24 protein-coding genes are annotated in these 22,278 nt (G+C 46.3%); 22 read left to right on the forward strand and 2 right to left on the reverse strand.

The genetic code is table 11. From position 1 onward, the window contains the following. Positions 1 to 49 precede the first annotated feature (49 nt). A complete protein-coding gene (locus ACT6R0_RS10805; RefSeq protein ID WP_444653441.1) occupies positions 50 to 979 on the forward strand; it encodes a DUF6427 family protein in 930 nt (309 codons plus the stop codon). A 2-nt stretch (positions 980 to 981) separates the two neighbouring features. Here ACT6R0_RS10805 and upp read toward each other — a convergent pair whose 3' ends face one another. Next, positions 982 to 1,635 (reverse strand): uracil phosphoribosyltransferase, encoded by a 654-nt coding sequence (gene upp / locus ACT6R0_RS10810; RefSeq protein ID WP_444653440.1) that lies wholly within the window; start codon positions 1,633 to 1,635, stop codon positions 982 to 984. Between the two features lie 65 nt (positions 1,636 to 1,700). Here upp and ACT6R0_RS10815 point away from each other — a divergent pair, with 65 nt between their 5' ends. Together ACT6R0_RS10815 and ACT6R0_RS10820 are read left to right on the forward strand one after the other, a co-directional pair. Further along, the gene (locus tag ACT6R0_RS10815; protein ID WP_444653439.1) at positions 1,701 to 2,306 is read left to right on the forward strand and encodes a DUF4254 domain-containing protein; all 606 of its coding nucleotides are present in this window, start codon (positions 1,701 to 1,703) and stop codon (positions 2,304 to 2,306) included. 5 nt (positions 2,307 to 2,311) lie between these two features. Continuing rightward, positions 2,312 to 3,358: a glycosyltransferase family 9 protein gene (locus ACT6R0_RS10820; RefSeq protein WP_444653438.1), complete on the forward strand. Its 1,047-nt coding sequence runs from the start codon at positions 2,312 to 2,314 to the stop codon at positions 3,356 to 3,358. 80 nt (positions 3,359 to 3,438) lie between these two features. Here ACT6R0_RS10820 and ACT6R0_RS10825 read toward each other — a convergent pair whose 3' ends face one another. Further along, positions 3,439 to 4,491 carry a 2Fe-2S iron-sulfur cluster-binding protein gene (locus ACT6R0_RS10825; RefSeq protein WP_444653437.1) on the reverse strand — a complete coding sequence of 351 codons (1,053 nt, stop codon included), beginning with the start codon at positions 4,489 to 4,491 and terminating at the stop codon, positions 3,439 to 3,441. A 122-nt stretch (positions 4,492 to 4,613) separates the two neighbouring features. Between ACT6R0_RS10825 and ACT6R0_RS10830 the strand changes: the two genes are divergently transcribed. From ACT6R0_RS10830 to ACT6R0_RS10920, 19 genes are all read left to right on the forward strand, one after another. Then, complete coding sequence (locus ACT6R0_RS10830; RefSeq protein ID WP_444653435.1) at positions 4,614 to 4,958, forward strand: PadR family transcriptional regulator; 345 nt, start codon at positions 4,614 to 4,616, stop codon at positions 4,956 to 4,958. Continuing rightward, the gene (locus ACT6R0_RS10835; protein ID WP_444653434.1) at positions 4,958 to 5,674 is read left to right on the forward strand and encodes a hypothetical protein; all 717 of its coding nucleotides are present in this window, start codon (positions 4,958 to 4,960) and stop codon (positions 5,672 to 5,674) included. Before ACT6R0_RS10830 ends, ACT6R0_RS10835 begins: the two co-directional genes overlap by 1 nt. Positions 5,675 to 5,734: 60 nt before the next feature. Beyond that, positions 5,735 to 7,204: a DUF5687 family protein gene (locus ACT6R0_RS10840; protein WP_444653433.1), complete on the forward strand. Its 1,470-nt coding sequence runs from the start codon at positions 5,735 to 5,737 to the stop codon at positions 7,202 to 7,204. A 13-nt stretch (positions 7,205 to 7,217) separates the two neighbouring features. Continuing rightward, positions 7,218 to 7,913, forward strand: a complete 696-nt coding sequence (locus ACT6R0_RS10845) for an ABC transporter ATP-binding protein (RefSeq protein ID WP_444653431.1) — start codon at positions 7,218 to 7,220, stop codon at positions 7,911 to 7,913. A gap of 132 nt (positions 7,914 to 8,045) precedes the next feature. Then, positions 8,046 to 10,769, forward strand: coding sequence for a type IX secretion system periplasmic lipoprotein PorW/SprE (gene porW / locus ACT6R0_RS10850; RefSeq protein ID WP_444653429.1), 2,724 nt, complete (start codon positions 8,046 to 8,048; stop codon positions 10,767 to 10,769). An 8-nt stretch (positions 10,770 to 10,777) separates the two neighbouring features. Further along, positions 10,778 to 11,176 (forward strand): bactofilin family protein, encoded by a 399-nt coding sequence (locus ACT6R0_RS10855; RefSeq protein ID WP_444653428.1) that lies wholly within the window; start codon positions 10,778 to 10,780, stop codon positions 11,174 to 11,176. After that, on the forward strand, positions 11,154 to 11,384 hold the full coding sequence (locus ACT6R0_RS10860; RefSeq protein ID WP_444653427.1) for an AtpZ/AtpI family protein: 231 nt from the start codon (positions 11,154 to 11,156) through the stop codon (positions 11,382 to 11,384). Before ACT6R0_RS10855 ends, ACT6R0_RS10860 begins: the two co-directional genes overlap by 23 nt. A 1-nt stretch (position 11,385) precedes the next feature. Next, positions 11,386 to 11,757 carry a hypothetical protein gene (locus tag ACT6R0_RS10865; protein WP_444653426.1) on the forward strand — a complete coding sequence of 124 codons (372 nt, stop codon included), beginning with the start codon at positions 11,386 to 11,388 and terminating at the stop codon, positions 11,755 to 11,757. 138 nt (positions 11,758 to 11,895) lie between these two features. After that, a complete protein-coding gene (atpB, locus tag ACT6R0_RS10870; RefSeq protein WP_444653424.1) occupies positions 11,896 to 13,041 on the forward strand; it encodes a F0F1 ATP synthase subunit A in 1,146 nt (381 codons plus the stop codon). Positions 13,042 to 13,082: 41 nt separating this feature from the next. After that, positions 13,083 to 13,283 (forward strand): ATP synthase F0 subunit C, encoded by a 201-nt coding sequence (atpE, locus tag ACT6R0_RS10875; protein ID WP_159801307.1) that lies wholly within the window; start codon positions 13,083 to 13,085, stop codon positions 13,281 to 13,283. Between the two features lie 73 nt (positions 13,284 to 13,356). Beyond that, positions 13,357 to 13,848, forward strand: coding sequence for a F0F1 ATP synthase subunit B (locus tag ACT6R0_RS10880; protein ID WP_444653423.1), 492 nt, complete (start codon positions 13,357 to 13,359; stop codon positions 13,846 to 13,848). A gap of 9 nt (positions 13,849 to 13,857) precedes the next feature. Continuing rightward, positions 13,858 to 14,391, forward strand: coding sequence for an ATP synthase F1 subunit delta (gene atpH / locus ACT6R0_RS10885; RefSeq protein ID WP_444653421.1), 534 nt, complete (start codon positions 13,858 to 13,860; stop codon positions 14,389 to 14,391). A 34-nt stretch (positions 14,392 to 14,425) separates the two neighbouring features. Next, positions 14,426 to 16,000, forward strand: a complete 1,575-nt coding sequence (gene atpA / locus ACT6R0_RS10890; RefSeq protein ID WP_444653419.1) for a F0F1 ATP synthase subunit alpha — start codon at positions 14,426 to 14,428, stop codon at positions 15,998 to 16,000. A gap of 141 nt (positions 16,001 to 16,141) precedes the next feature. Then, positions 16,142 to 17,008: an ATP synthase F1 subunit gamma gene (atpG, locus tag ACT6R0_RS10895; RefSeq protein ID WP_444653417.1), complete on the forward strand. Its 867-nt coding sequence runs from the start codon at positions 16,142 to 16,144 to the stop codon at positions 17,006 to 17,008. Positions 17,009 to 17,160: 152 nt separating this feature from the next. Further along, the gene (locus tag ACT6R0_RS10900) at positions 17,161 to 18,618 is read left to right on the forward strand and encodes a lipopolysaccharide biosynthesis protein (protein WP_444653415.1); all 1,458 of its coding nucleotides are present in this window, start codon (positions 17,161 to 17,163) and stop codon (positions 18,616 to 18,618) included. A 1-nt stretch (position 18,619) separates the two neighbouring features. Then, on the forward strand, positions 18,620 to 19,060 hold the full coding sequence (dut, locus tag ACT6R0_RS10905) for a dUTP diphosphatase (protein ID WP_444653414.1): 441 nt from the start codon (positions 18,620 to 18,622) through the stop codon (positions 19,058 to 19,060). A 42-nt stretch (positions 19,061 to 19,102) separates the two neighbouring features. Beyond that, entirely contained in the window at positions 19,103 to 20,113 is a 1,011-nt protein-coding gene (locus tag ACT6R0_RS10910; protein WP_444653413.1) for a sugar phosphate nucleotidyltransferase, read from the forward strand. A gap of 61 nt (positions 20,114 to 20,174) precedes the next feature. Further along, the gene (locus ACT6R0_RS10915) at positions 20,175 to 21,476 is read left to right on the forward strand and encodes a tetratricopeptide repeat protein (protein ID WP_444653411.1); all 1,302 of its coding nucleotides are present in this window, start codon (positions 20,175 to 20,177) and stop codon (positions 21,474 to 21,476) included. A gap of 19 nt (positions 21,477 to 21,495) precedes the next feature. Next, positions 21,496 to 22,272, forward strand: coding sequence for a DUF4292 domain-containing protein (locus tag ACT6R0_RS10920; protein WP_444653410.1), 777 nt, complete (start codon positions 21,496 to 21,498; stop codon positions 22,270 to 22,272). Positions 22,273 to 22,278 lie beyond the last annotated feature (6 nt).

Below are 22,278 nucleotides of genomic sequence, written 5' to 3' on the forward strand. Positions count from 1 at the left end.
CTTTAGATCAAGTGTTATATTTACAATCACAAAAGTATAAAATAATCGCATGCTTGCAAGTGTTTTTAATAAATCCAGGCCTATAAATTATGCTCTCATTGGCGGTGGGCTGGTTTTATTCTACTTTTTATACCTTTTTCAGGACGATCACTGGACGGCCGACTACCTGCTGATACTCCAAAAAGCAGGGTTGCTGCTACTGCTGTCGGGGTCATTGTTCCTTGTCAATTTCATTACACGCCGGAATAACCTTAGTAAGGCCAATACCTATGCCATGTTCCTGTTCATGGTGTTCCTTGTACTGTTCCCAACCTCGTTATCGAATATTAATATCATCATTGCCAATTTTTTCCTGCTATTGGCACTGCGCAGGCTGGTGTCGCTGCAATCGCTCATTACACCCAAGGAAAAAATATTCGACGCCTCTTTTTGGATATTCGCCGCGGCGGTATTCCATTTTTGGTGCATTATTTATATAGTACTGGTTTTCATATCCATCATTTTCCACGTATACCGGGATTATAGGAACTGGATCATCCCGTTCGTGGCATTTTTTGCCGTAGCGGTAATTTATGTCATGGCGGGCCTGATAGCCGGCGAGGGCTTTTTTAAGCAGGTGCTGGATGACACGCGCATCAGTTTCGATTTCACCTATTTCGAGAACATTTACCAGAATATAGCATTGGCGGTTTTTTCATCCATAGCTGTCCTGTTTACCATACCCTACGGTTTTTCTATAAGCAGCAAGCCCCTCAACCTGCAGTCGTCGCACAAAAAAATATTGTATTCATTCCTGATAGGTGTGGGCATTTATGTACTTTCAGACCATAAGAACAACAGCTTCCTGGCCTTTACCTTTGCACCATTGGCCATTATGGCGGCCAACTTTCTCGAAAGCCAGGAAAATGTTTGGTTCAGGGAGATCGCCCTAACACTGATAGTAGCGATAGCGGTGTTTATTTTTATGGTACAGCTGTAGGCTTACAGCTTTACCCCATAGGCAAGGTCTCCTGCATCGCCCAATCCCGGTATAATGTATTTCTTCTCGTTGAGGTGGCTGTCCAGCGCCGCGATCCACAGGTGGCAGTTGTCAGGAAGCGATCCTTTTAAAAGCTCAACGCCTTCGGGCGCGGCGATCACTACGGCAATGTGCAGCGACAACGGCTCTTCGCCCGGTAAGATATTTTTCAGCACCTCTGCCAATGACATTCCGGTAGCCAGCATCGGGTCGAGCACCAAAAGGTTTTTACCTTTAAAGGAAGGTGCGGCCTTATATTCTACAAGTATCTCAAAATGATCGTCGTTGTTCGGGTGGTGCCTGTAGGCCGAAATGAAGCCATTTTCCGCATGGTCAAATACGTTCAGGAAACCATCGTGCAGTGCCAGTCCGGCCCTAAGGATGGAGCACAGCACCACACCATCTTTAATGGCGGTGGTCTTTTTGGTTCCCAGGGGTGTGGTTATCTCTATATCTTCATATTCCAGTTCGCGGCTTATCTCGTAGGCCATTATCTCGCCGATACGGGTAATGTTCTTACGGAAGCGCATGCGGTCGGACTGGACATTTACATCGCGTATCTGGGCAAGAAAGTGGTTGAGGATGCTGTTGTTTTCGGAAAGGTAGTGTATATGCATTGAGAAAAATTTTGTTTTGGCATGTTAAAAGTATTAAAACTATATTTGCAAAAAAAATAAACCCCATGTTTTCAAAGTTAGCCTTCCCCATATTCGAACAGAGTATCGCTGATTACCACAAGTTTGACAGTGTAGAACAGCCAATTGATAATCCGTATGCAAAAGACCAGATAGAGCATTTGCTTTATGCAAAGAACTGGGTAGATACGGTACAATGGCATTATGAAGACATTATCCGGAATCCTGAGATCAACCCCGTTGAAGGGTTGGTACTGAAGAGGAAGATCGATGCTTCCAACCAGGTTAGGACCGATATGGTGGAATATATTGACAGCTATTTTTTACAGAAATACAGCGGTGTTGCGCCTAAGGCAGATGCCAAGATCAACTCTGAGAGCCCGGCATGGGCGCTTGACAGGCTATCGATCCTTGCCTTGAAAATATTCCACATGAACGAGGAGGCTACACGTCCTGACGCTTCGCCGGAGCACAGGCAGAAATGCCAGGAAAAGCTGGATGTTTTGCTTGAACAGAAGAAAGACCTTTCCACAGCTATCGACGACCTGCTTACCGACATTGAAAATGGGGACAAATTCATGAAAGTGTATAAGCAGATGAAGATGTATAACGACGAAGAACTGAACCCGGTACTTTACCAAAACAAAAAATAACTCCCATGGGGAGATCGACTAAACATATCCTGGTCATACGGCTTTCGGCCATGGGCGATGTAGCCATGACCGTACCCGTGGTGCGAAGCCTGGTAGAACAGCACGAAAATGTAAAGGTGACTGTAGTATCTAAAGCAGCGTACAAACCATTTTTTGACGACATTGAGCGCGTAAGTTTTTTTGAGGCGGATACGAACGGAAGGCACAAAGGATTATTTGGCCTGCTCCGCCTTTTTGATGAGCTCAATAAGCTTCATGTTTATTGTGTTGCCGACCTGCATAATGTGCTTCGCTCGAACATCATAAGGAAGTTATTCGCATTGCGGGGTAAAAAAACAGCGAGGGTTGATAAGGCACGCAAAGAAAAGGCAGCGCTTACAAGCCAAGATCCCGTAAAAAAAGTATTCGAGCCCTTAAAGCCAATGGTGCAAAGGTATGCACAGGTTTTTGAAGAGCTGGGCTTTAGTATCGACCTTAAGGACCATGTATTCCCGGAAAAAAAACAGCTGACGGTGGATATTCTTGAATATACCGGACAGAAAAACGGAACATGGATAGGCATAGCCCCGTTCGCCCAGCATGATGGCAAAGTATATCCGAAAGATCAGATGCAGGAAGTGATAAACAGCCTGGCTGTGATGCCCGGCTGTAAGCTGATGCTTTTTGGCGGGGGCAGGCATGAAGCGAGCCAGCTTAAAAAATATGCTGATGGGAGGGAGAACATCTTGGTCGTAGCAGGAAAAATGAGCCTGAAACAGGAAATGCGGCTTATTAGCAACCTCGACCTGATGCTAAGCATGGACAGCAGCAATGCCCATATAGCGGCAATGCTGGGGGTAAAGGTGATAACGCTTTGGGGCGCCACACATCCCTATACGGGATTTGCTACCTTTAACCAGCCGGCGGATCATGCAATTACATCGGACAGGGAAAAGTACCCACTGCTCCCAACATCGGTATATGGCAATAAGATCATAAAAGGCTACGAAGATGCCATGACGACCATAGCGCCCGAAACAGTGGTAAATAAAATAAAACAAGTCCTGAAGTAAGGATACCTTATAGTAATAAAAAAGCTCAAAGGTCTCGAGACCTTTGGGCTTTTTTTATTAGAACTGCACCTTTAAGCTCATTAAACGTCGTCGAAATCTATATAGATCTCCTGGGTGGTAGGATGTCCCTGGCAGGTAAGGATAAGCCCTTCGGCAATTTCGCCATCGGTAAGTATGGCATTCTTTTTCATCTCGGCTTTACCATTGGTAATGCGTGCCATACAGCTGCTGCAAATACCGCCCTGGCAGGAATATGGAGCATCTATGCCCTGTTTTAGGGCCGCGTCAAGGATCGTCATTTGCTGCGACATCATAAAGGTCACCTCCTCATCGTCAACAAGTACAGTGATCTTTGTTTGCCCGTCAAGGTTTTGTTCTATCTTTTTCTCGGCAATAGGGGTAGAGAACAATTCGAACTTAATGTTCTTTTCCGGGATGTTATTCTCTTTAAGTACATCGTTCACGGTAAGGATCATCTCCTCCGGTCCGCAGAGGTAGAATTTTTCGAACTCTTTTTCCTTATGCTTGTTCTTTATAACGAAGTTTACCGTAGAGCGCTCGATCCTCCCGAACAAAGCCTCATCGGCGCGCGCCTGGCTGTATACGAAATGTACAAAGAAGCGCCCCACATATTTTTGCTGAAGCTCATGCAAAAAGTCGTGGAAAATAGTTTCCTGCGGTGTGCGGTTGCCGTATACCAGTACAAAAGTGCTTTCGGGCTCGCCCTGCAATACTGATTGCAGTATGGCCATTACCGGCGTTATCCCGCTCCCCGCAGCAAAGGCTGCATAGTTGCGCTGCCTGTCGGCTTTGGGTTCAAAGGTGAACTTACCTTCGGGAGTCCCTACTTCCATGGTATCTCCGGGAACCAGCTTTTCGTTGGCAAAAACAGAAAAACCGCCATTTTTGACCGCTTTTATGGCTACCCTTAACTCATTGCTCCCGGGTGCAGAGCAGATGGAATAGGCTTTGCGGATTTCCTGGCCTTCGAACTGTGTTTTTATATTGATGTACTGGCCTGCGGTAAAATTATAATCGTCCTTTAATTTCTCGGGTATTTCAAAGGCGATCGAAACCGCTTGTGGCGTTTCGCGCCTTATGTCTTTTATGGCAAGTGAATGAAATGTTGACATGTTCGTATATTTCCCGCAAAAATACACATTCCTTTTTCGGAAATGAAATATTAAGGATTTTTAATACCTAAAACTATTATGCATAAGTATTTTATGTATATTAGTCCTGTAAAAAAAAACTAATGAAAAATTCACAGCTGTACAAAGGCAGCCTTACCACCATTATCATGAAGTTGCTGGAAGAGAACGGAAGGATGTATGGCTATGAGATCACTCAAAAGGTAAAGCTCATTACCGCAGGCGAGCTGAATATTACCGAGGGTGCGCTCTACCCTGCGCTCCACAAGCTGGAAGCCGACGGCCACCTGGATGTAGAGGTAGAAAAGGTGGACAACCGCCTGCGCAAATACTACAAGCTTACCGAAAGCGGGAAAACCGAAACGGTGAACCGTCTTACTGAACTGGAGGGATTTATAAAGAATATGCAAACGCTCGTGGCAAGGGCGGCTCTTAAACCGGAATACTGATGCAACAGACACTAACAGGACAGATCAAAAAAATAAATGTGGAACAGCTGGCACAGCTTTTCGAATTTACACGAAAACACTACGTAGAATACTATGACCTGCAGTGCGAGCTGGCCGACCATCTGGCCCATTCTATAGAACAGCGCTGGGAGGAGGAGCCTTCGCTTTCGTTTGACGAGGCATTGCAGGCGGAGTTCAAAAAATTTGGCATTTTTGGGTTTAGCGATATTGTGGCCGAACGGCAGAATGCGCTATTTAAAAGATATTACAGGCTGGTATGGCATGAATTCAGGTCAGCTTTCACGCCACCGCTGATCTTGATAATACTTGCTACAGCCTTGGGAATGTACTGCTGTATGATGGCATGGCACTATAGCTACTCAGTATTTATGCTTGGATTCTTCGTAATATCAACCTGGAGATTATCATACATATCAAGACAATACCGCCGGAATTTAAAGAAAACCGGCCGAAAGTGGCTATTCGAGGAGATCATATTCAGCTGCGGCGGGTTCGGGGTCATGATGACGGTGCCCATTCAGTTTGTAAATTTTGTTCTCGAGAATAAACTTACTCAGGTTTCGGCCATGGCAATTTCGGTTATACTCGCACTTTTGTTCATTTACGATCATGTAGTGCTTTTCAGGATGCCTGCAACGGCAAAAACCCACCTGAAAAAGGTATATCCGGAGTATGGCATGGAAAATTTAGCATAAAATAATGTAACGTTCGGGTGCAATTCCTGACTGATTGTTCACCAACTTTAAAACAAGCCTATGTTTACAAGATTCATCAGCCTCGAATGGAAGGCATTCACCAGGGCATCTTCTTTTGCTTCCAATGTCGTCATGAAGGTATTCATGATCATTGGGGCCATTTATTTCATCGGCATATTTCTGTCTCTCGGATTTTTCGGTTTCGACATTATCGAAAAAACAGGACAGGATCCGCTGGTTATTCTCAGCAAATTCATGATCTATTATATGCTCATGGACCTGCTGGTGCGCATCTTCCTGCAAAAAATACCGGTAATGAACATTCGCCCATTGCTTACATTGCCCATAAAGCGGGGTACCATAGTACATTTTGCCATTGGCAAAACAGTGTTGTCATTTTTTAACTTCCTGCACTATTTCCTATTCGTGCCTTTCGCTATAAGGCTGATCGCCGAAGGGTATGGCGCAGTAAATGTAGTATTATGGTGGCTGGGAATAACGGCACTTATTTACTGCAACAATTTCCTGAACATACTCGCCAACAATAAAGACTGGGTTTTCATGGCGATACTGGCAGTATTCGCGGGCATAGCGGGGCTGCAGTACTACCAGGTTTTTGACGTTACCATTGTAACCTCCATATTTTATCATGGCTTTTATGCCACGTACTATATGTTCCTGATACCGGTTGCCGTACTGGCCCTGCTTTGGGTGGCAACGTTCAGGTATTTCCGCGATGCACTGTATCTCGATACAGGGCTTAAGGGCAAGCACGATGTAGCCGAAACGCAGGACTACACCTGGCTCAACAGGTTTGGTACCATGGGTACGTTCCTGAAGAACGACATTAAGCTCATACGCCGTAACAAGCGATCTAAGACCACTGTAATGATGAGCGTGCTGTTCCTGTTCTACGGGTTGCTGTTCATGACGGGCGCGCTGGAAATGTATGACAAACCCTTTTGGAAGGTGTTCGCGGCCATATTCGTTTCGGGCGGTTTCCTCTTCACTTTCGGGCAGTTCGTACCCAGTTGGGACAGCGCCTATTACCCGCTGATGATGAGCCAGAATATTAAATATAAAGATTACATTGCCTCCAAGTGGTGGCTCATTGTCATAGCTACACTGGTAAGTACGGTACTGGCGTCATTTTACCTGCACTTTGGCATAGATACCTATCTTTTCATTATAGCGGGCGCTATATATAACATAGGTGTCAATTCCTATCTGGTGCTGCTTGGCGGCGCGTTCATCAAAACCCCTATTGACCTTGCCAGCAGCAAACAGGCGTTTGGCGACAAAAAAGCCTTTAACATGAAAACCCTGCTGCTTACCATTCCCAAGCTGCTGCTGCCCATGGCCCTTTACATTATTGGCGATCACCTGAGCGGCCCGACCCTTGGCTATATGGTCCTTGCCGGTGCGGGGATAATTGGGTTTGCCTTCAGGAACGTTGTGTTCAGGCAAATTGAAAAGGTATATAAAATAGAGAAATACAAAACACTTGACGCTTACAAACAAAGATCATAAAAACAACACAACCATGATACAGGCACAAAACTTAAGAAAAACCTACGGTGGCGTAACCGTACTGAACATAGAGCACCTGCACATACGCAAGGGCGAAAGCCTTGGGCTCGTAGGCAATAACGGCGCGGGGAAGACCACATTCTTCAGCCTGTTGCTCGACCTGATAGAACCATCTAACGGCGAAGTGAAGATAAAAGACATCCGCGTAAACCAGAGCGAGGCATGGAAACCCGTGACCGCGGCATTCCTCGACGAATCGTTCCTGATAGGCTACCTTACGCCCGAAGAATATTTTTATTTCATAGGCGAACTGCGTGGGCAGAACAAGGCCGACGTAGATGCGTTGCTGAAAAAGCACGAGGATTTCTTCAATGATGAGATCCTTAATAAAAAGAAATACCTGCGCGACCTTTCGAAAGGCAACCAGAAGAAGGTGGGCATCATCGCGACACTGATAGGCAGCCCGGAGCTGATCGTGCTCGATGAGCCGTTCGCCAACCTGGACCCTACCACGCAATTCAGGCTCAAAAAGATCATCCGCGAGCTGGCAGATGACAAGAACGTGACCGTACTGGTATCGAGCCACGACCTGATGCACACCACCGAGGTGAGCGACCGCATCGTAGCCCTTGAAAAAGGCCAGATAGTGAAGGACATCCAAACTTCGGAGGAAACACTCAGGGAGTTGGAGGAATTCTTTGCAGTGTAAGAAGTTACCGTCCCCCGCAGTGCGGGGGATTTTTTTTGCCAAAAAAGTCCCACTTACCAAAAAGAAGCGTATTTTTACCCCTCTCTATACTAAAAAGAGATTTTGAAAGTTAAGGATAAAAACCCTTTTACATTGAAAACCAGTACCTGTAAATATATACTTCTTTGCGGTGCGGCAGGTTTCATTATCGCCTGCTCTACCAAAAAAGATTCTTTTATAAACCGTAATTACCACGGCCTGACCACCGAATACAATGTATTGTATAACGGTGAGCTTGCATTGGAGGCCGGCCTCAACGACCTGAAGACCACCTATGCCGATAACTATTGGGACATTCTTCCGGTAGAGAAAATGCAGCCGGCAAAGGATGAAATGGAGCCTACCGACAAGCGTAACGCCAACTTTGAACGCGCTGAGACCAAAGCAACGAAAGCAATACAAAAGCACTCGATGAACCTGGGTGGGAGCGAAAGGAACCCGCAGATGGATGAGGCCCACCTGCTTTTAGGTAAGGCACGCTACTACGATAACCGCTTTATACCGGCACTGGAGGCTTTTAATTATGTATTGTACAAACACAAAGGGAGCAGCCGTATAGATGAGGTAAAAGTGTGGAGGGAAAAGACCAACATACGCCTTGAAAATGAAGGGACTGCAATAAAGAACCTGAACCAGCTCCTAAAAGAAAAGAAAGGACAGATGGACGAACAGATATATTCTGATGCCAATGCCATGCTTGCCCAGGCGTTCATTAATACGCAGGTGCTTGACAGCGCCGCTTTTGTATTGAAAAGGGCAGTAGAATTTAACAAAGACCGCGAAAAGGAAGCACGCTACCGATTCATCCTGGGGCAGCTGTACGGGAAAATGAAACAGCCGGACAGCGCGTATGCCTACTACCAGTCGGTTATCGACATGAACAGGAAGTCGCCGAGGCGCTATGTTATACAGGCACATGCCATGCAGGCCGGGCAGTTCGATTATGAAAAAGGCGATACACTGGCTTTCATGAAAAATATGAGGGACTTGCTCGAAGACCGCGAGAACAGGCCATACCTGGATATCATCAACCACCAGGTAGCCATCTATTTCGATAAGCAGGGCAACAAGCCCAAAGCCATTAAGCATTACAACAAATCGCTCCGCGCCAAATCGGCCGATAAATACCTTGCAGCCTCCAACTACAGGAACATTGGCGAGATACACTTTAATAATGCCAAGTACCCAATGGCCGGGAAGTACTATGACAGTACCCTTGTTTATATGGATGCAAGAAGCCGTGAATATAAATCGATCAAGAAGAAAAGGGACAATCTGGACGATGTTATAAAATATGAGGCCATTGCCCAAAATAATGACAGCATATTGCATGTAGTGTCACTTTCCGAAGCCGGAAGGGTCACCTTTTATGAAGATTATATAAAAAGGCTTAAGGAGCAGGAAGAAAGGGAAAGGAAAAGGCTTGAGGCCGAAGCCCAAAAACAGGCCAATATAGCTGCCGCATCGGCCAACCTGAGCGGCAATGACGATATGCCGATTATGGCTACGCAGGCCGGGGGACAAAGGAACCTTAACAATACCGAATTTGGCACTAGCCCTAAAAATGGAGGTGAAAAAGCCACAAGAGCGAGTCAAACTGCAGCACCGGGTGGTGGCGCGCCTGCAGGTATGCCGGGCGCAGGGGCAAGGCCGGGCGGGGGAGGCAAGTTTTACTTCTATACGCCTTCAACGGTCTCTTATGGAAAGCTTGAATTTAAAAAGCGCTGGGGCGACAGGCAATTATCAGATAACTGGCGTTGGGCTTCGGAGCTTCGCAATAAGCCAAAGGATGCCACCGACGAACAGCTTGCGGCTAAAGAAGGCGACAGCCTTCCGGCAGAGAGCAAAGATGCCAACAAAGTAGATGAAAGATACACTGCCGACTTCTACATCAGGCAGCTGCCTACACGACAGGGTACGCTGGACACCCTGGCTACCGACCGTAATTTTGCCTACTACCAGTTGGGCCTTATTTATAAAGAGAAATTCAAAGAGTACAGGCGCGCGGCCGACAAGCTGGAGAAACTGCTTGTGAGCAACCCTGAAGAAAGGCTTGTGCTTCCTGCAAAATACAACCTGTATAAAATATACCAGATCATCGATCCTGCAAAAGCAGAATCCTACAAGCAACAAGTACTTTCGGAATATCCTGACAGCAGGTATGCCGAGATCATCAGGAACCCCGCGCTGGAAAATGTGAATAACGAGAGCCCTGAGGCCATTTATGCTACGGTGTATAAAAAATTTGAAGAGGGGCAGCCGAGAGAGGTATATGCACTGCTTGTAAAATATATTGAGACCTATACGGCCGAAGAGATAGTTTCTAAATTTGAAATGCTTAAGGCCAGGGTGACCGGAAGGCTCATGGGGCTGGAGGAATATAAAAAGTCGCTCAACTATGTCGCGCTAACTTATCCGAACAGCACCGAAGGCAAGCTCGCCGAGAACCTGTTAAAGACCGATATGCCGACTTTGGAAAAGAATGCTTTTGGCAACCCCGCAGCAAGCTGGAAGATCATTTTTAAATTTAATGATCCTGCCGACCCTAAGATCACGGCGTTGAGGGCTAAGATAGAAAAGTTCATTAAGGAAGGCCTTAACAACAGGATCACCATTACCCAGGACGTATATACTATGAATGAGGACTTCCTGGTGGTGCATGGCTTCAACAGTAAGCTGGCTGCCGAGGAGGCCGCATCGGTACTAAAGGAATACAAGGACTATAAGATCGCCGAAACACCTATAGTAATTTCGAACGAGGATTATAAGGTAGTGCAGATCAAGAAGAACATCGCCGGGTTTTTGGCCATAAAATAATTAGGAGTATGTTTGAAAAGCCCCAAAAATCATATACCGACCTGCTGGGGAAAACCAACAGGATTGTAGAAGGGACCTCTATTAAAGGGGACATCATATCGCAGGCCGACTTTAGGCTGGATGGTGAACTGGTGGGGAACTTCAGTTCAAGAGGCAAGATCGTTATAGGCCCTGCAGGCAGTGTAACTGGCGATATCAAATGTAAGAATGCCGATATCGAAGGGCGATTTAACGGTAAGATCGAGGTCGACGAGCAGCTGAACGTAAAATCTAAGGCGCATATAAAAGGAGAAGTGATCACCGGCAAGCTATCGGTAGAACCTGGCGCTGAGTTTAGTGCCTCATGCATTATGAAAACAGCCATAAAACCATTACTCAAGAATAATGAGCAGCAACAAGCCGGATAAGAACAAAAAATGGATCGCTCTTATCAACATCCCTTTCCAAATGGGGGTGATCATTTGCGCAGGCGTTTTTTTCGGGTTGTGGCTTGATAAAAAAACAGGGAATACCGGCTCACTTTACACCATAATATTCTCATTACTCTCGGTGTTCATCGCACTTTATAATGTCATCCGCCAGGTTAAGAACCTTGGCGACGGCCCTAAACAATAATATGTACAAAACCTTAGTATATTTTACCGTGTTCGCGTTGGCCCTTTTTGGCGCGCATTACTATATAGCAAATTCATTTTTTTCCGGAAAATTTTTCTATGACGTTTGGCAGGTGTATGCCTTTTTGGCTGTCAGCACGATCATTATATTGCTATTGCTGCAATTGGTACACAAAGCACTTCCTGACAAAACAGGTTTTGCCTTCATGGGGCTGTGCCTGCTCAAGGTAATGGCATCGGTGGTGTTTTTCGTGCCGCTGATACAGGCCGATATTGACGCGCCCGAAGCTGATGTTATCAGTTTCTTCATTCCCTATTTCCTGTTCCTTACTTTTGAGGCCGTTTCGGCGGTTCGTTTAATTAACTCTAACTAAAGCCCCTGTTTATTATATATTCTTTAAAACAGGATATGTTTCCAAAAATAATATTTGGATATTTTTAAATGTGAATTAAATATGTACCTTTGCAAAAATTTTTGGGACATCATTTTAGCCATTTAAAATTAAAACATAGTGATTTCAATTAAACCGCTTCAATCTTTCATAACTGCTTTATTGATAGGTTTTTCAGTAAATACTTACGCTGAAGCCCAAAACGACACCACTGCGGCATCCCATGAGGAGGCCCACGCAGGCCATGAAGCCCACGGCGCGCATGGTGAGGACAAGGAATTTAACGCTTCCGACCTTATCAATTCGCATATTGGCGATTCACACGATTTTCACATTTTTGACTGGGGCGGACACCCGGTATCGTTTAACCTTCCGGTTATCCTTTGGACAGATAATGGCCTGACCATTTTTTCTTCTGAGAAATTCCACCATGACAACACCGGCCACCATGTAGTAGAGGCTGGCGGGCAAAAGTTCGTTCGTCACAACGAGGTGATCTACTACGCCGATAAGTTCGAAACACTTTCAGATGACGACAAGTCTGCCTTCAATTTCGAGGCCAGGCCGCTGGACTTCTCTATTACTAAACTTGTATTCTCGCTTCTTATGTCGGCTATCCTGCTGTTCGTGCTTTTCAGCGCTGTGGGCAGGTCATACAATAAGAATAAGATGGCTCCTAAAGGCCTTGCCGCTTTCCTTGAGCCGCTTGTGATCTTTGTAAGGGACGATATTGCTATCCCGAACATTGGCGAGAAAAAGTATGCTAAGTACATGCCGTACCTGCTTACTATCTTCTTCTTCATCTGGGTCAACAACCTTATAGGGCTTATACCTTTCTTCCCGTTCAGCTCTAACCTTACCGGTAACATCTGCTTCACGTTCGTGTTGGCATTTATTACCTATATCGTAACAACAGCAAGCGGAAGCAAGGATTACTGGAAGCATATTTTCATGCCGCCGGTGCCTAAATTGCTTTATCCTATCATGATCCCTGTAGAGATCATCGGCACGCTAACCAAGCCATTCGCACTGATGATACGTCTTTTCGCGAACATCACGGCAGGCCACATTATCATCCTTAGCCTTATATCGCTTATCTATATATTCAAGACAGTAGCCATTGCACCGGTATCGGGAGCGTTCGTATTGTTCATGAGCGTACTTGAGCTTTTGGTCGCCGCGCTTCAGGCGTATGTGTTCACATTGTTGAGCGCACTGTTCATAGGCCAGGCGGTGGAGGAGCATGATCATCATGATCATCACTAAGATCGAGTTTTTTTAATTATTAATTATATAAATTTACTATTATGGTATTAGCTGGAATTGGTGCAGGATTGGCTGTGATCGGAGCAGGTATTGGTATTGGAAAGATCGGTGGATCTGCCATGGATGCAATGGCTCGTCAGCCTGAAGTTGCGAACAAGATCCAAACTGCAATGATCATCGCTGCAGCACTTATCGAAGGTGTTGCTCTTTTCGCAGTAGTAGTTGCGTTGATCGCGAAGTAATTAGATCAAGTTTCCCGCCGCGGTTGGCTGCGGGAAGCTTTTTACAAAAACAAACAATTAAAAAACAAGATATATGAATTTTACCGCACCGGAAAGTTTAGTTTTTTGGACAACAATAATATTCTTAGTGTTCTTCGTACTTTTGAGGAAGTTTGCCTGGAAGCCTATCCTTGGCGCAGTAAAAGGCAGGGAAGAATCGATCAACAAAGCACTTCAGTCAGCTGAAGATGCACGCAGGGAAATGCACAACCTTCAGGCAGACAATCAGAGGATCCTTCAGGAAGCAAGGGCCGAAAGGGATGCCATGATGAAAGAAGCACGCGAGATCAAAGAAAAAATGATCGCCGACGCCAAAGCTGAAGCTGAGGCACAAGGCCAGAAAATGGTAGCGCAGGCAAAAGCCGTTATAGAGGGTGAGAAGAATGCTGCCATGGCAGAGATCAAAGGCCAGGTGGCAAGCCTGTCACTTGAGATCGCTGAAAAACTACTTAAGAACGAACTTTCTAACAAAGAAGCTCAAACTGCATTGGTTGAGAAAATGTTAGGCGACGTAAAACTAAACTAATCCATCGTTATGACAGGTTCAAGAGCTGCAATACGATACGCAAAGGCGATACTTGAAATGGCACAGGCTTCGGGCACCGCACAACAGGTGAGCGAAGATATGGCACAAATTTCTGCATCGGTAAAGGAAAGCAAAGAGTTGGAAGACTTTTTGGGCAATCCTACGGTAAAAGCAGATATAAAGGAGTCGGCCCTTAAAGAGATATTTGCCAACAGCAATAACATTACGCAGGGGCTTTTCAGGCTGCTGCATGAGAACAAAAGGTTCGACATTTTGCCGGCTATTGCCGAACAGTACAAAGTGCAGTTCGATATCATTAATGGCGAACAGGCAGCTACTGTTACCACAGCCTTCCCGATCACTCCCGAGCTTGAGGCCAAAGTGCTTGACAAGATAAAGGAGTTCTCAGATAAAAAGATCACCCTTAAGAACATCGTTAACCCGGACATTATCGGAGGGTTTATCCTTAGGGTAGGAGATTTGCAGTTCAACGCTTCGGTAGCGAACAGCCTTAACACGTTAAAAAGAGAATTAAGTAATTAGTATTTATCACATAAGTGTTTAAACTATAGACCAGATGGCAGAAATTAAACCAGCTGAAATTTCAGCAATATTAAAGAAACAATTGTCCGGTTTTGAATCGGGTGCTACATTGGAAGAAGTGGGGACAGTTCTTAGTGTAGGTGATGGTATTGCCCGTGTATACGGACTATCCAACGCTCAATATGGTGAGTTGGTACAGTTCGACAATGGGTTAGAGGCTATTGTGCTTAACCTTGAGGAAGACAATGTGGGCGTAGTATTGCTTGGCCCTTCAACAGGCATCAGGGAAGGTTCTACCGTAAAAAGGCTTGACCGCATCGCATCGCTTAAAGTGGGTGAAGAGATGGTAGGCCGTGTGGTGAACACACTTGGACAGCCAATTGACGGTAAAGGCCCTATCGGTGGCCAGCTGTATGAGATGCCGCTTGAGCGTAAGGCTCCGGGCGTTATCTTCCGCCAGCCGGTAACTGAGCCGATGCAGACAGGTATCAAAGCGATCGACGCGATGATCCCGGTAGGCCGTGGACAGCGTGAGCTGGTGATCGGTGACCGCCAGACAGGTAAGACTACAGTTTGTATCGATACCATCCTGAACCAGAAAGAATTCTATGATGCAGGCAAGCCTGTATTCTGTATATATGTAGCGGTAGGCCAAAAGGCTTCTACGGTTGCAGGTATCGCAAAGACACTTGAAGAAAAAGGCGCAATGGCTTACACCGTTATTGTCGCAGCCAATGCTTCTGACCCTGCACCGATGCAGGTATATGCTCCGTTCGCAGGTGCTGCGATAGGAGAGTACTTCCGTGATACGGGCCGTCCTGCCCTTATCATCTATGATGACTTGTCTAAACAGGCGGTTGCTTACCGTGAGGTTTCCCTATTACTTAGGAGGCCACCGGGACGTGAGGCTTACCCTGGTGACGTATTCTTCCTTCACTCAAGGCTTCTTGAGCGTGCCGCGAAGGTTATCGCCGATGACAACATTGCAAAAAACATGAACGACCTTCCGGAATCGTTAAGGCCAATTGTTAAAGGTGGCGGATCGCTTACGGCGCTTCCGATCATCGAAACACAGGCGGGTGACGTTTCTGCATATATCCCAACTAACGTGATCTCGATCACTGACGGACAGATCTTCCTTGAATCGGATTTGTTCAACTCGGGTGTTCGCCCGGCCATCAACGTAGGTATCTCGGTATCGCGTGTAGGTGGTAATGCACAGATCAAATCGATGAAAAAAGTTGCGGGTACGCTTAAACTTGACCAGGCACAGTTCCGTGAGCTTGAGGCATTCGCCAAGTTCGGTTCTGACCTTGACGCGGTTACCCTGAACGTAATTGAAAAAGGACGCAGGAACGTGGAGATCCTTAAGCAGGCGGTTAACGATCCGTTCACTGTAGAAGACCAGGTAGCGATCATTTATGCAGGTTCTAAAAACCTTCTTAGGAACGTACCGGTCAACAAGGTAAAAGAATTCGAGAAAGACTATATAGAGTACCTGAAGGCTACGCACAGGGCTACACTTGATGGCCTTAAAGCAGGTAAATTTACAGACGAGATCACCGACGTGCTTGAGAAAGCCGCTGCCGAGATCTCTGCAAAATATTAATTTTAGATATTAGATTTTTAGTATTGAGTAATGAGATAAGGCTTGGTCTCAATTCTTGTTACTCAATACTCAATACTATAAGAGGGGTGTTATGGGCGAAGGCCCAATACTAAATTCTCACTACTCAATACTAAATAAAAAATGGCAAACTTAAAGGAAATACGTAACAGGATCGCTTCCGTTTCATCGACCATGCAGATCACAAGCGCGATGAAAATGGTGTCGGCAGCCAAGCTTAAAAAAGCACAGGATGCCATCACTGCCATGAGGCCTTATTCTGAAAAGCTTACCGAACTTTTACAAAACCTTAGTTCGACCCTTGAGGGCGACAATGGTGGTGCATTTGCCGAGCAGCGTGCGGTAAGCAAAGTGCTTATCGTGGCCATTACCTCTAACAGGGGATTGTGCGGCGCTTTTAATGCCAACGTGATCAAGCAGATCAAAAACCTGCAGGATGTTGTATACGCGGGCAAAAAAGTTGACGTACTTGCTGTTGGTAAAAAAGGTAATGACGGCCTTAAGAAAACCTGCAACATTGTTGATAACCAAAGCGGTGTGTTTGACATGCTTACATTCGAAAATGTGGCTAACATTGCACAGGAGCTTATGGATAAGTTCGCGGCAGGCGAGTATGACAGGATCGATATCGTGTACAACCACTTTAAGAATGCCGCTACGCAGATAGTGCTTACTGAGCAGTTCCTTCCATTGGCCCCGGCTGAGCAAACCGAAACTGTTACACAGGCAACCGATTACATCTTTGAGCCATCTAAAGAAGAGATCGTGAAAAGCCTTGTGCCGCTTTCGCTAAAGACCCAGCTGTATAAAGCCATACGCGATTCGTTCGCATCTGAGCACGGTGCCCGTATGACGGCCATGCACAAAGCGACCGACAACGCTACCGCAATGAGGAACCAGCTGAAGCTGACCTACAACAAAGCCCGCCAGGCTGCCATTACCGGCGAGATCCTCGAGATCGTAGGTGGTGCCGAGGCATTGAACAATTAAGATTACAAACAAACATAGTTGAAGAGGCTCCCTGAAAAGGGAGCCTTTTTGTTATGAGCCTAAGTTAAACTTTTCACCCGTAACCTTTACAGAAACCTAATTTCCTATTCCACCCGAAAATTGTTACTTTTGTTTACAACTAAACGAACCGCTTGAGCCTCTCTAAAAAACTATTCCAGCAGACCGCCATATACGGCATTGCCACTGTTGTACCGCGGATGTTCAGCTTTTTCCTTACGCCGCTGTACACCAGTTCCGGTGTTATGGGTACGGACCAGTACGGAAAGGTTTCGATCATCTTCTCGTGGATCATCTTCTTCAACGTTGTGCTGGCGTATGGTATGGAGACAGCGTTCTTCCGGTTTTACCATACCGATAACAAAAAGAGCGTGATGAGCACTACCACCATATCATTGGTATGGTCATCGCTGCTGTTCCTTGTCCTTGCACTGCTTGGCCGTGAATATCTTGCAAAAGCGCTGGGCATTGATACCGAATACATAACCCTTACCATTTGGGTACTGGTGCTCGATGCACTGGTTATCATACCCTTCAGCCGTCTGAGAGCGGAAGGCAGGCCTATTTTTTACGCGATAGTAAAGGTAGGTACGGTAGCGTTCAACCTGCTGCTAAACATCTTCTTTCTTTTATGGCTGCCAAAGATCGCGCAGTCCAGTCCCGAAGGCTTCATGGCAACGCTCTACACTCCGGGCTTTGAAGTAGGCTACGTGTTCGTGGCCAACGTATTGTCCAGCCTTGCGGCGGTAGTAGTGCTATTGCCGCATTACCTTCGCTTATCGTGGCATTTTGATGCGGCATTGTGGAAAAGGATGATGCATTATTCGCTGCCCGTAATGGTGGGCGGCATTGCCTACGCCATCAACGAGGCCTTTTCGCGCCCGCTGATGGAATACATGAACGTGTCAGAATCAGATATAGGTATCTACTCGGCTTGTTACCGGCTGGCATTGTTCATGACGCTGTTCACTACCGCTTACCGCCTGGGCATAGAGCCGTTCTTTTTCAGCCAGGCGGGCAACAGCAATGCACCGCGAACCTATGCGAAGGTTATGGAATATTTCGTGATCCTCGGGTCGGTCATTTACCTTGGGGTACTGGTTTTTGCCGATATTTTCAAATGGATACTGCTTCGTGATGCAGCCTACTGGGCGGGAATGGATGTGGTGCCTTTCGTAACCCTCGGGGCATTCTTCCTTGGCATTTATACCAATCTATCCGTATGGTATAAGCTAAGCGACCAGACCAAAATGGGAGCGTACATTTCTCTTGCGGGCGCCGCGGTGACACTTATCTTCAACATCGCCCTAATACCTGTATGGAGCTATATGGGTTCGGCTGTTGGCACTGTAGCCGCCTATGGCACCATGATGTTGGTGTCGTATAAGCTCGGCGCGAAATATTATCCTATTCCCTACAACGTGCGCAAGCTGGTATTTTTCCCGCTTATTGCCATAGTGCTGGGTTGCCTTTCATTCTATGTAAGACCGTTGCGCGAAACATACATTTTCGGCATACTGGCTTTTGCTGCCTATCTTTTCCTTATCTTCAAACTCGAAAAAGAAACACTTTTAAAATTCATAAAGAAATAAAATGTCCGTTACCATTAAAGTCATTAATAGATCATCGCACGCATTACCCAATTATGAAAGCATCGCCTCGGCAGGGATGGACCTTCGCGCCAATCTGGACGAGCCTGTAACGCTCCCGCCATTGGGTAGGGCCATCATAAGTACAGGACTGTTCATCGAGTTGCCAATAGGCTACGAAGCGCAGGTACGCCCACGCAGCGGCTTGGCGGCCAAGAAAGGGATAACCGTGCTCAACAGCCCCGGAACGGTTGATGCAGATTACCGTGGTGAGATCGGGGTAATTTTAGTAAATTTATCCAATGAAGTGTTTACCGTAGAAAATGGCGAGCGCATAGCCCAATTGGTAATAGCAAAACATGAACGCGCCGAATGGCTGGAGGCCGAAACCCTGACCGAAACTGTAAGGGGAGAAGGCGGCTTTGGGAGCACCGGCGTAAAATAATTAGTAATAAATACCAACGAACATAACCTCCAATTATAACCAATGAAAATTATCGTACCAATGGCCGGCAGGGGCTCACGCCTGCGCCCACACACACTAACGATCCCTAAACCACTGATCCCTATTGCAGGAAAGCCGATAGTGCACCGCCTTGTAGAGGACATTGCCGGGGTGATCAACCAGGAAATAGAAGAAATAGCGTTCATCATACACAAGGACTTTGGCACACAGGTAGAAAAAGATCTTGTAGCCATTGCCGAAAAACTGGGCGCCAAAGGCAGCATATACTATCAGGACCAGCCGCTGGGCACTGCTCATGCCATTATGAGCGCAAAGGAATCTATGAGCGGGCCTATCGTAGTGGCGTATGCCGATACACTATTCCGCGCTGATTTTGCGTTAGATACTACAGCAGATAGTGTGATATGGGTAAAGCAGGTAGACGACCCGTCAGCATTTGGTGTAGTACAGCTTAATGATAAGAACGAGATCGTGGATTTTGTAGAGAAGCCTGCCGAATTTGTTTCGGACCTGGCCATCATCGGGATCTATTATTTCAAGAGCGGCGAGACCCTTCGTGAAGAGCTGCAGTACCTGCTGGACAATAATGTTATGAAAGGCGGCGAATACCAGCTTACCGACGGGCTTGAGAACATGAAGCAAAAAGGCATGAAATTTGTGCCGGGGAAAGTGGACGAATGGATGGACTGTGGGAACAAGCCTGTAACTGTTGAAACCAACTCGCGTATGCTTGGCTTCCTGCATGCCGATGGCGTGAACATGGTATCGGACGCGGCAACGATAGAGAACAGCACCATTATCCCGCCATGCTGCATTGCCGAAGGCGTGGTATTGAAAAACGCGACCGTAGGCCCGAATGTCTCGATAGGAAAGAACACAAGGGTAGAGAACGCAACTATCAAAAATAGTTTGGTGCAAACCAATTCAGTAATAACAAATGCAAACCTGGATAATGCCATGATAGGCAACCATGCCAAATTCGATGGTAATTTTACCGCGATCAGCATTGGCGACTATTCAGTTTTGGAATAAGTAATAATAAATTCAGCCCTAACGCACCCCTCTCAAAGTAGAGGGGCCAAGGGTGAGGCCTATGAAAAAGATCCTCTTTTACACTTTAGCTTTTGCGGGGACGTTATTGTCTCCGGCGATCCTCCATGCGCAGGCAGAGCCTGACTCGCTTTCATTGGCAAAGAATGAGTTCCAGGAGGATTTTTATGAAGCGTTGAAGCAAAAAGGGATCGAAAATTATGACAAGGCCGTACAGTCATTGCAGAAGTGCATTGGCAAAGAGCCCAACAACCCCGTGCTGTATAACGAACTGGGCAAGAATTACTTCAACATGAAGAATTTTGCCGAAGCCGAACGCGCCTACGCAAAAGCTACCCAACTTGACCCAAAGAACCGCTGGTATTGGCAGGGGCTGTATGATGTGTATTACGAGACTAAGAATTATAACAAAGCCATCCCGACAGTGCTCAAGCTGATGGAATGGAAAAAGGAGTACTATCAGGAGGACCTGGTTTCGCTTTATATGTACACAATGCAGTATGACAAAGCGCTTGAGATGATCAACGAAATGGAATCGACAGTGGGAATGTCAGAGAAGCGGGAGATGTACAAAGCGCAGATAATGGCTGACAACCGCTACAAAAAACCGCAGAAGGAAGGTCTTGAAGAAGCCATAAAGAAGAACCCGAAAGTCGAGGCGAATTATCTGGAGCTGATCTATTATTATTCGGAAAGCAACCAGGAAGAAAAAGCGGAACAGGTGGCCAGGCAGTTGGAAAAGGAGATACCGGAGTCGGATTGGGCGCAAGTGAGCCTTTTTAAGTTCCATATTGGTAACAATGATGGCGATAAGGCGTCTGAATCAATGTTCAGGGTATTAGGAAGCAAAAAGATCGACAGCAAGATAAAGCACAGGGTGCTCAACGAGTTCCTGATATTTGCTGTTGCCAACCCTAAGTATAACCCGCAGCTCGACAAAGCAGTAGGCTATTTTGAAGGCGATAAAAATGTGGATGTAGCCAAAGAAGTGGGCAAGTTCCTGTACAATAAAAAGAGGTTTACCGAAGCCGCGCAGTATTTTGAAAAAAGCCTTGGCAACAAGCCGGATGATATCGAAACGGTTGAGTTGCTGCTGTACTCGTATGCCGATGCGAAGCAATTCGACAAGCTTACAAGCAAGGCCTCTGGCTATCTTGACCTGTACCCAACCCATGCCCGCCTGTACTATTTTGCAGGTTTGGGGGCCAACGGGCAGGGGCAATTCGCGAAAGCGAAAAAATGGCTGGAAGAAGGCATGGATTATATTGTTGAAGATAAAAATTTAGAAGCCGGCTTTAAAAAGGAACTTACAACAGCCAGGAACGGATCGGCGAAAACAAAATAGACCGCACAAGAAAACTGAGATGAAAAAAAGCATAAGCATACTTATCATAGCGGTGGCATTTGCATCGTGCAAGCCAAAACAGGCCGTCGTTTCCGAACAGGCTGTGACGGCGGGAGAGGCAAAGTCGGCGAAGGAAGTTATCGCCGGACACAAAGCGGTACCGAAAGATTTCAAGACCCTTTATATTAAAGGCGATGCAAGCTATAAGGACAGCAAGCAGTCGCAGAACGTATCCGTAGAGATCCGCATCAAAAAAGACGAAACGATATTGGTGAGCGTTCGCGTGCTTGGCATTACTATGGCAAAGGCCCTCATTACGCCTAAGAGCGTGAGTTACTACGAAAAGATAAATGGCCAGTACTTTGAAGGGAACTATGCCGTGCTGAGCCGTTGGCTTGGTACAGGACTGGACTATAAAAAAGTGCAGAATATGCTGTTGGGCGAAGCGCTCGACGACCTTGATAAAGGGAATTACCAGTTCTCTGTAGAAGATGGTAAATATAAACTGCAGGGCAAGGAAAGGTCCATAAGCAAGGAGTTCTTTTTTGAAGGGGCCAATTACCTCCTCAAGAAACAAGTGGTCGCACAAGGCGGGCAGGAGCCGCGCAGCCTTGAGATACAGTACCCTGCCCATAACCAGTATACCAGCGCCCTTTTGCCGAAAGAAATTAAAATAGAAGCCGAGCAAAAAGACAGGGTGAACATAAAGATCGAGTATAAGGTTGTAACTTTCGACGAAAAACTAAGCTTTCCTTATGAAGTGCCCGAAGGCTACGAACAAATATTTATAGATTAACAAACG

Origin of the sequence: Flavobacterium sp. (assembly GCF_052437795.1) — a bacterium.
Lineage (GTDB): Bacteria > Bacteroidota > Bacteroidia > Flavobacteriales > Flavobacteriaceae > Flavobacterium.

Coding starts and splice junctions, on each gene's coding strand:
- ACT6R0_RS10830 (WP_444653435.1), top strand. CDS start 4,614: ATGAAAAATTCACAGCTGTACAAAGGCAGCCTTACCACCATTATCATG.
- ACT6R0_RS10825 (WP_444653437.1), bottom strand. CDS start 4,491: ATGTCAACATTTCATTCACTTGCCATAAAAGACATAAGGCGCGAAACG.
- ACT6R0_RS10880 (WP_444653423.1), top strand. CDS start 13,357: ATGAATTTTACCGCACCGGAAAGTTTAGTTTTTTGGACAACAATAATA.
- atpE (WP_159801307.1), top strand. CDS start 13,083: ATGGTATTAGCTGGAATTGGTGCAGGATTGGCTGTGATCGGAGCAGGT.
- ACT6R0_RS10860 (WP_444653427.1), top strand. CDS start 11,154: ATGAGCAGCAACAAGCCGGATAAGAACAAAAAATGGATCGCTCTTATC.
- ACT6R0_RS10820 (WP_444653438.1), top strand. CDS start 2,312: ATGGGGAGATCGACTAAACATATCCTGGTCATACGGCTTTCGGCCATG.
- upp (WP_444653440.1), bottom strand. CDS start 1,635: ATGCATATACACTACCTTTCCGAAAACAACAGCATCCTCAACCACTTT.
- ACT6R0_RS10910 (WP_444653413.1), top strand. CDS start 19,103: ATGAAAATTATCGTACCAATGGCCGGCAGGGGCTCACGCCTGCGCCCA.
- ACT6R0_RS10865 (WP_444653426.1), top strand. CDS start 11,386: ATGTACAAAACCTTAGTATATTTTACCGTGTTCGCGTTGGCCCTTTTT.
- ACT6R0_RS10845 (WP_444653431.1), top strand. CDS start 7,218: ATGATACAGGCACAAAACTTAAGAAAAACCTACGGTGGCGTAACCGTA.
- atpG (WP_444653417.1), top strand. CDS start 16,142: ATGGCAAACTTAAAGGAAATACGTAACAGGATCGCTTCCGTTTCATCG.
- atpA (WP_444653419.1), top strand. CDS start 14,426: ATGGCAGAAATTAAACCAGCTGAAATTTCAGCAATATTAAAGAAACAA.
- ACT6R0_RS10915 (WP_444653411.1), top strand. CDS start 20,175: ATGAAAAAGATCCTCTTTTACACTTTAGCTTTTGCGGGGACGTTATTG.
- ACT6R0_RS10835 (WP_444653434.1), top strand. CDS start 4,958: ATGCAACAGACACTAACAGGACAGATCAAAAAAATAAATGTGGAACAG.
- ACT6R0_RS10805 (WP_444653441.1), top strand. CDS start 50: ATGCTTGCAAGTGTTTTTAATAAATCCAGGCCTATAAATTATGCTCTC.
- dut (WP_444653414.1), top strand. CDS start 18,620: ATGTCCGTTACCATTAAAGTCATTAATAGATCATCGCACGCATTACCC.
- ACT6R0_RS10840 (WP_444653433.1), top strand. CDS start 5,735: ATGTTTACAAGATTCATCAGCCTCGAATGGAAGGCATTCACCAGGGCA.
- atpH (WP_444653421.1), top strand. CDS start 13,858: ATGACAGGTTCAAGAGCTGCAATACGATACGCAAAGGCGATACTTGAA.
- ACT6R0_RS10920 (WP_444653410.1), top strand. CDS start 21,496: ATGAAAAAAAGCATAAGCATACTTATCATAGCGGTGGCATTTGCATCG.
- ACT6R0_RS10815 (WP_444653439.1), top strand. CDS start 1,701: ATGTTTTCAAAGTTAGCCTTCCCCATATTCGAACAGAGTATCGCTGAT.
- ACT6R0_RS10855 (WP_444653428.1), top strand. CDS start 10,778: ATGTTTGAAAAGCCCCAAAAATCATATACCGACCTGCTGGGGAAAACC.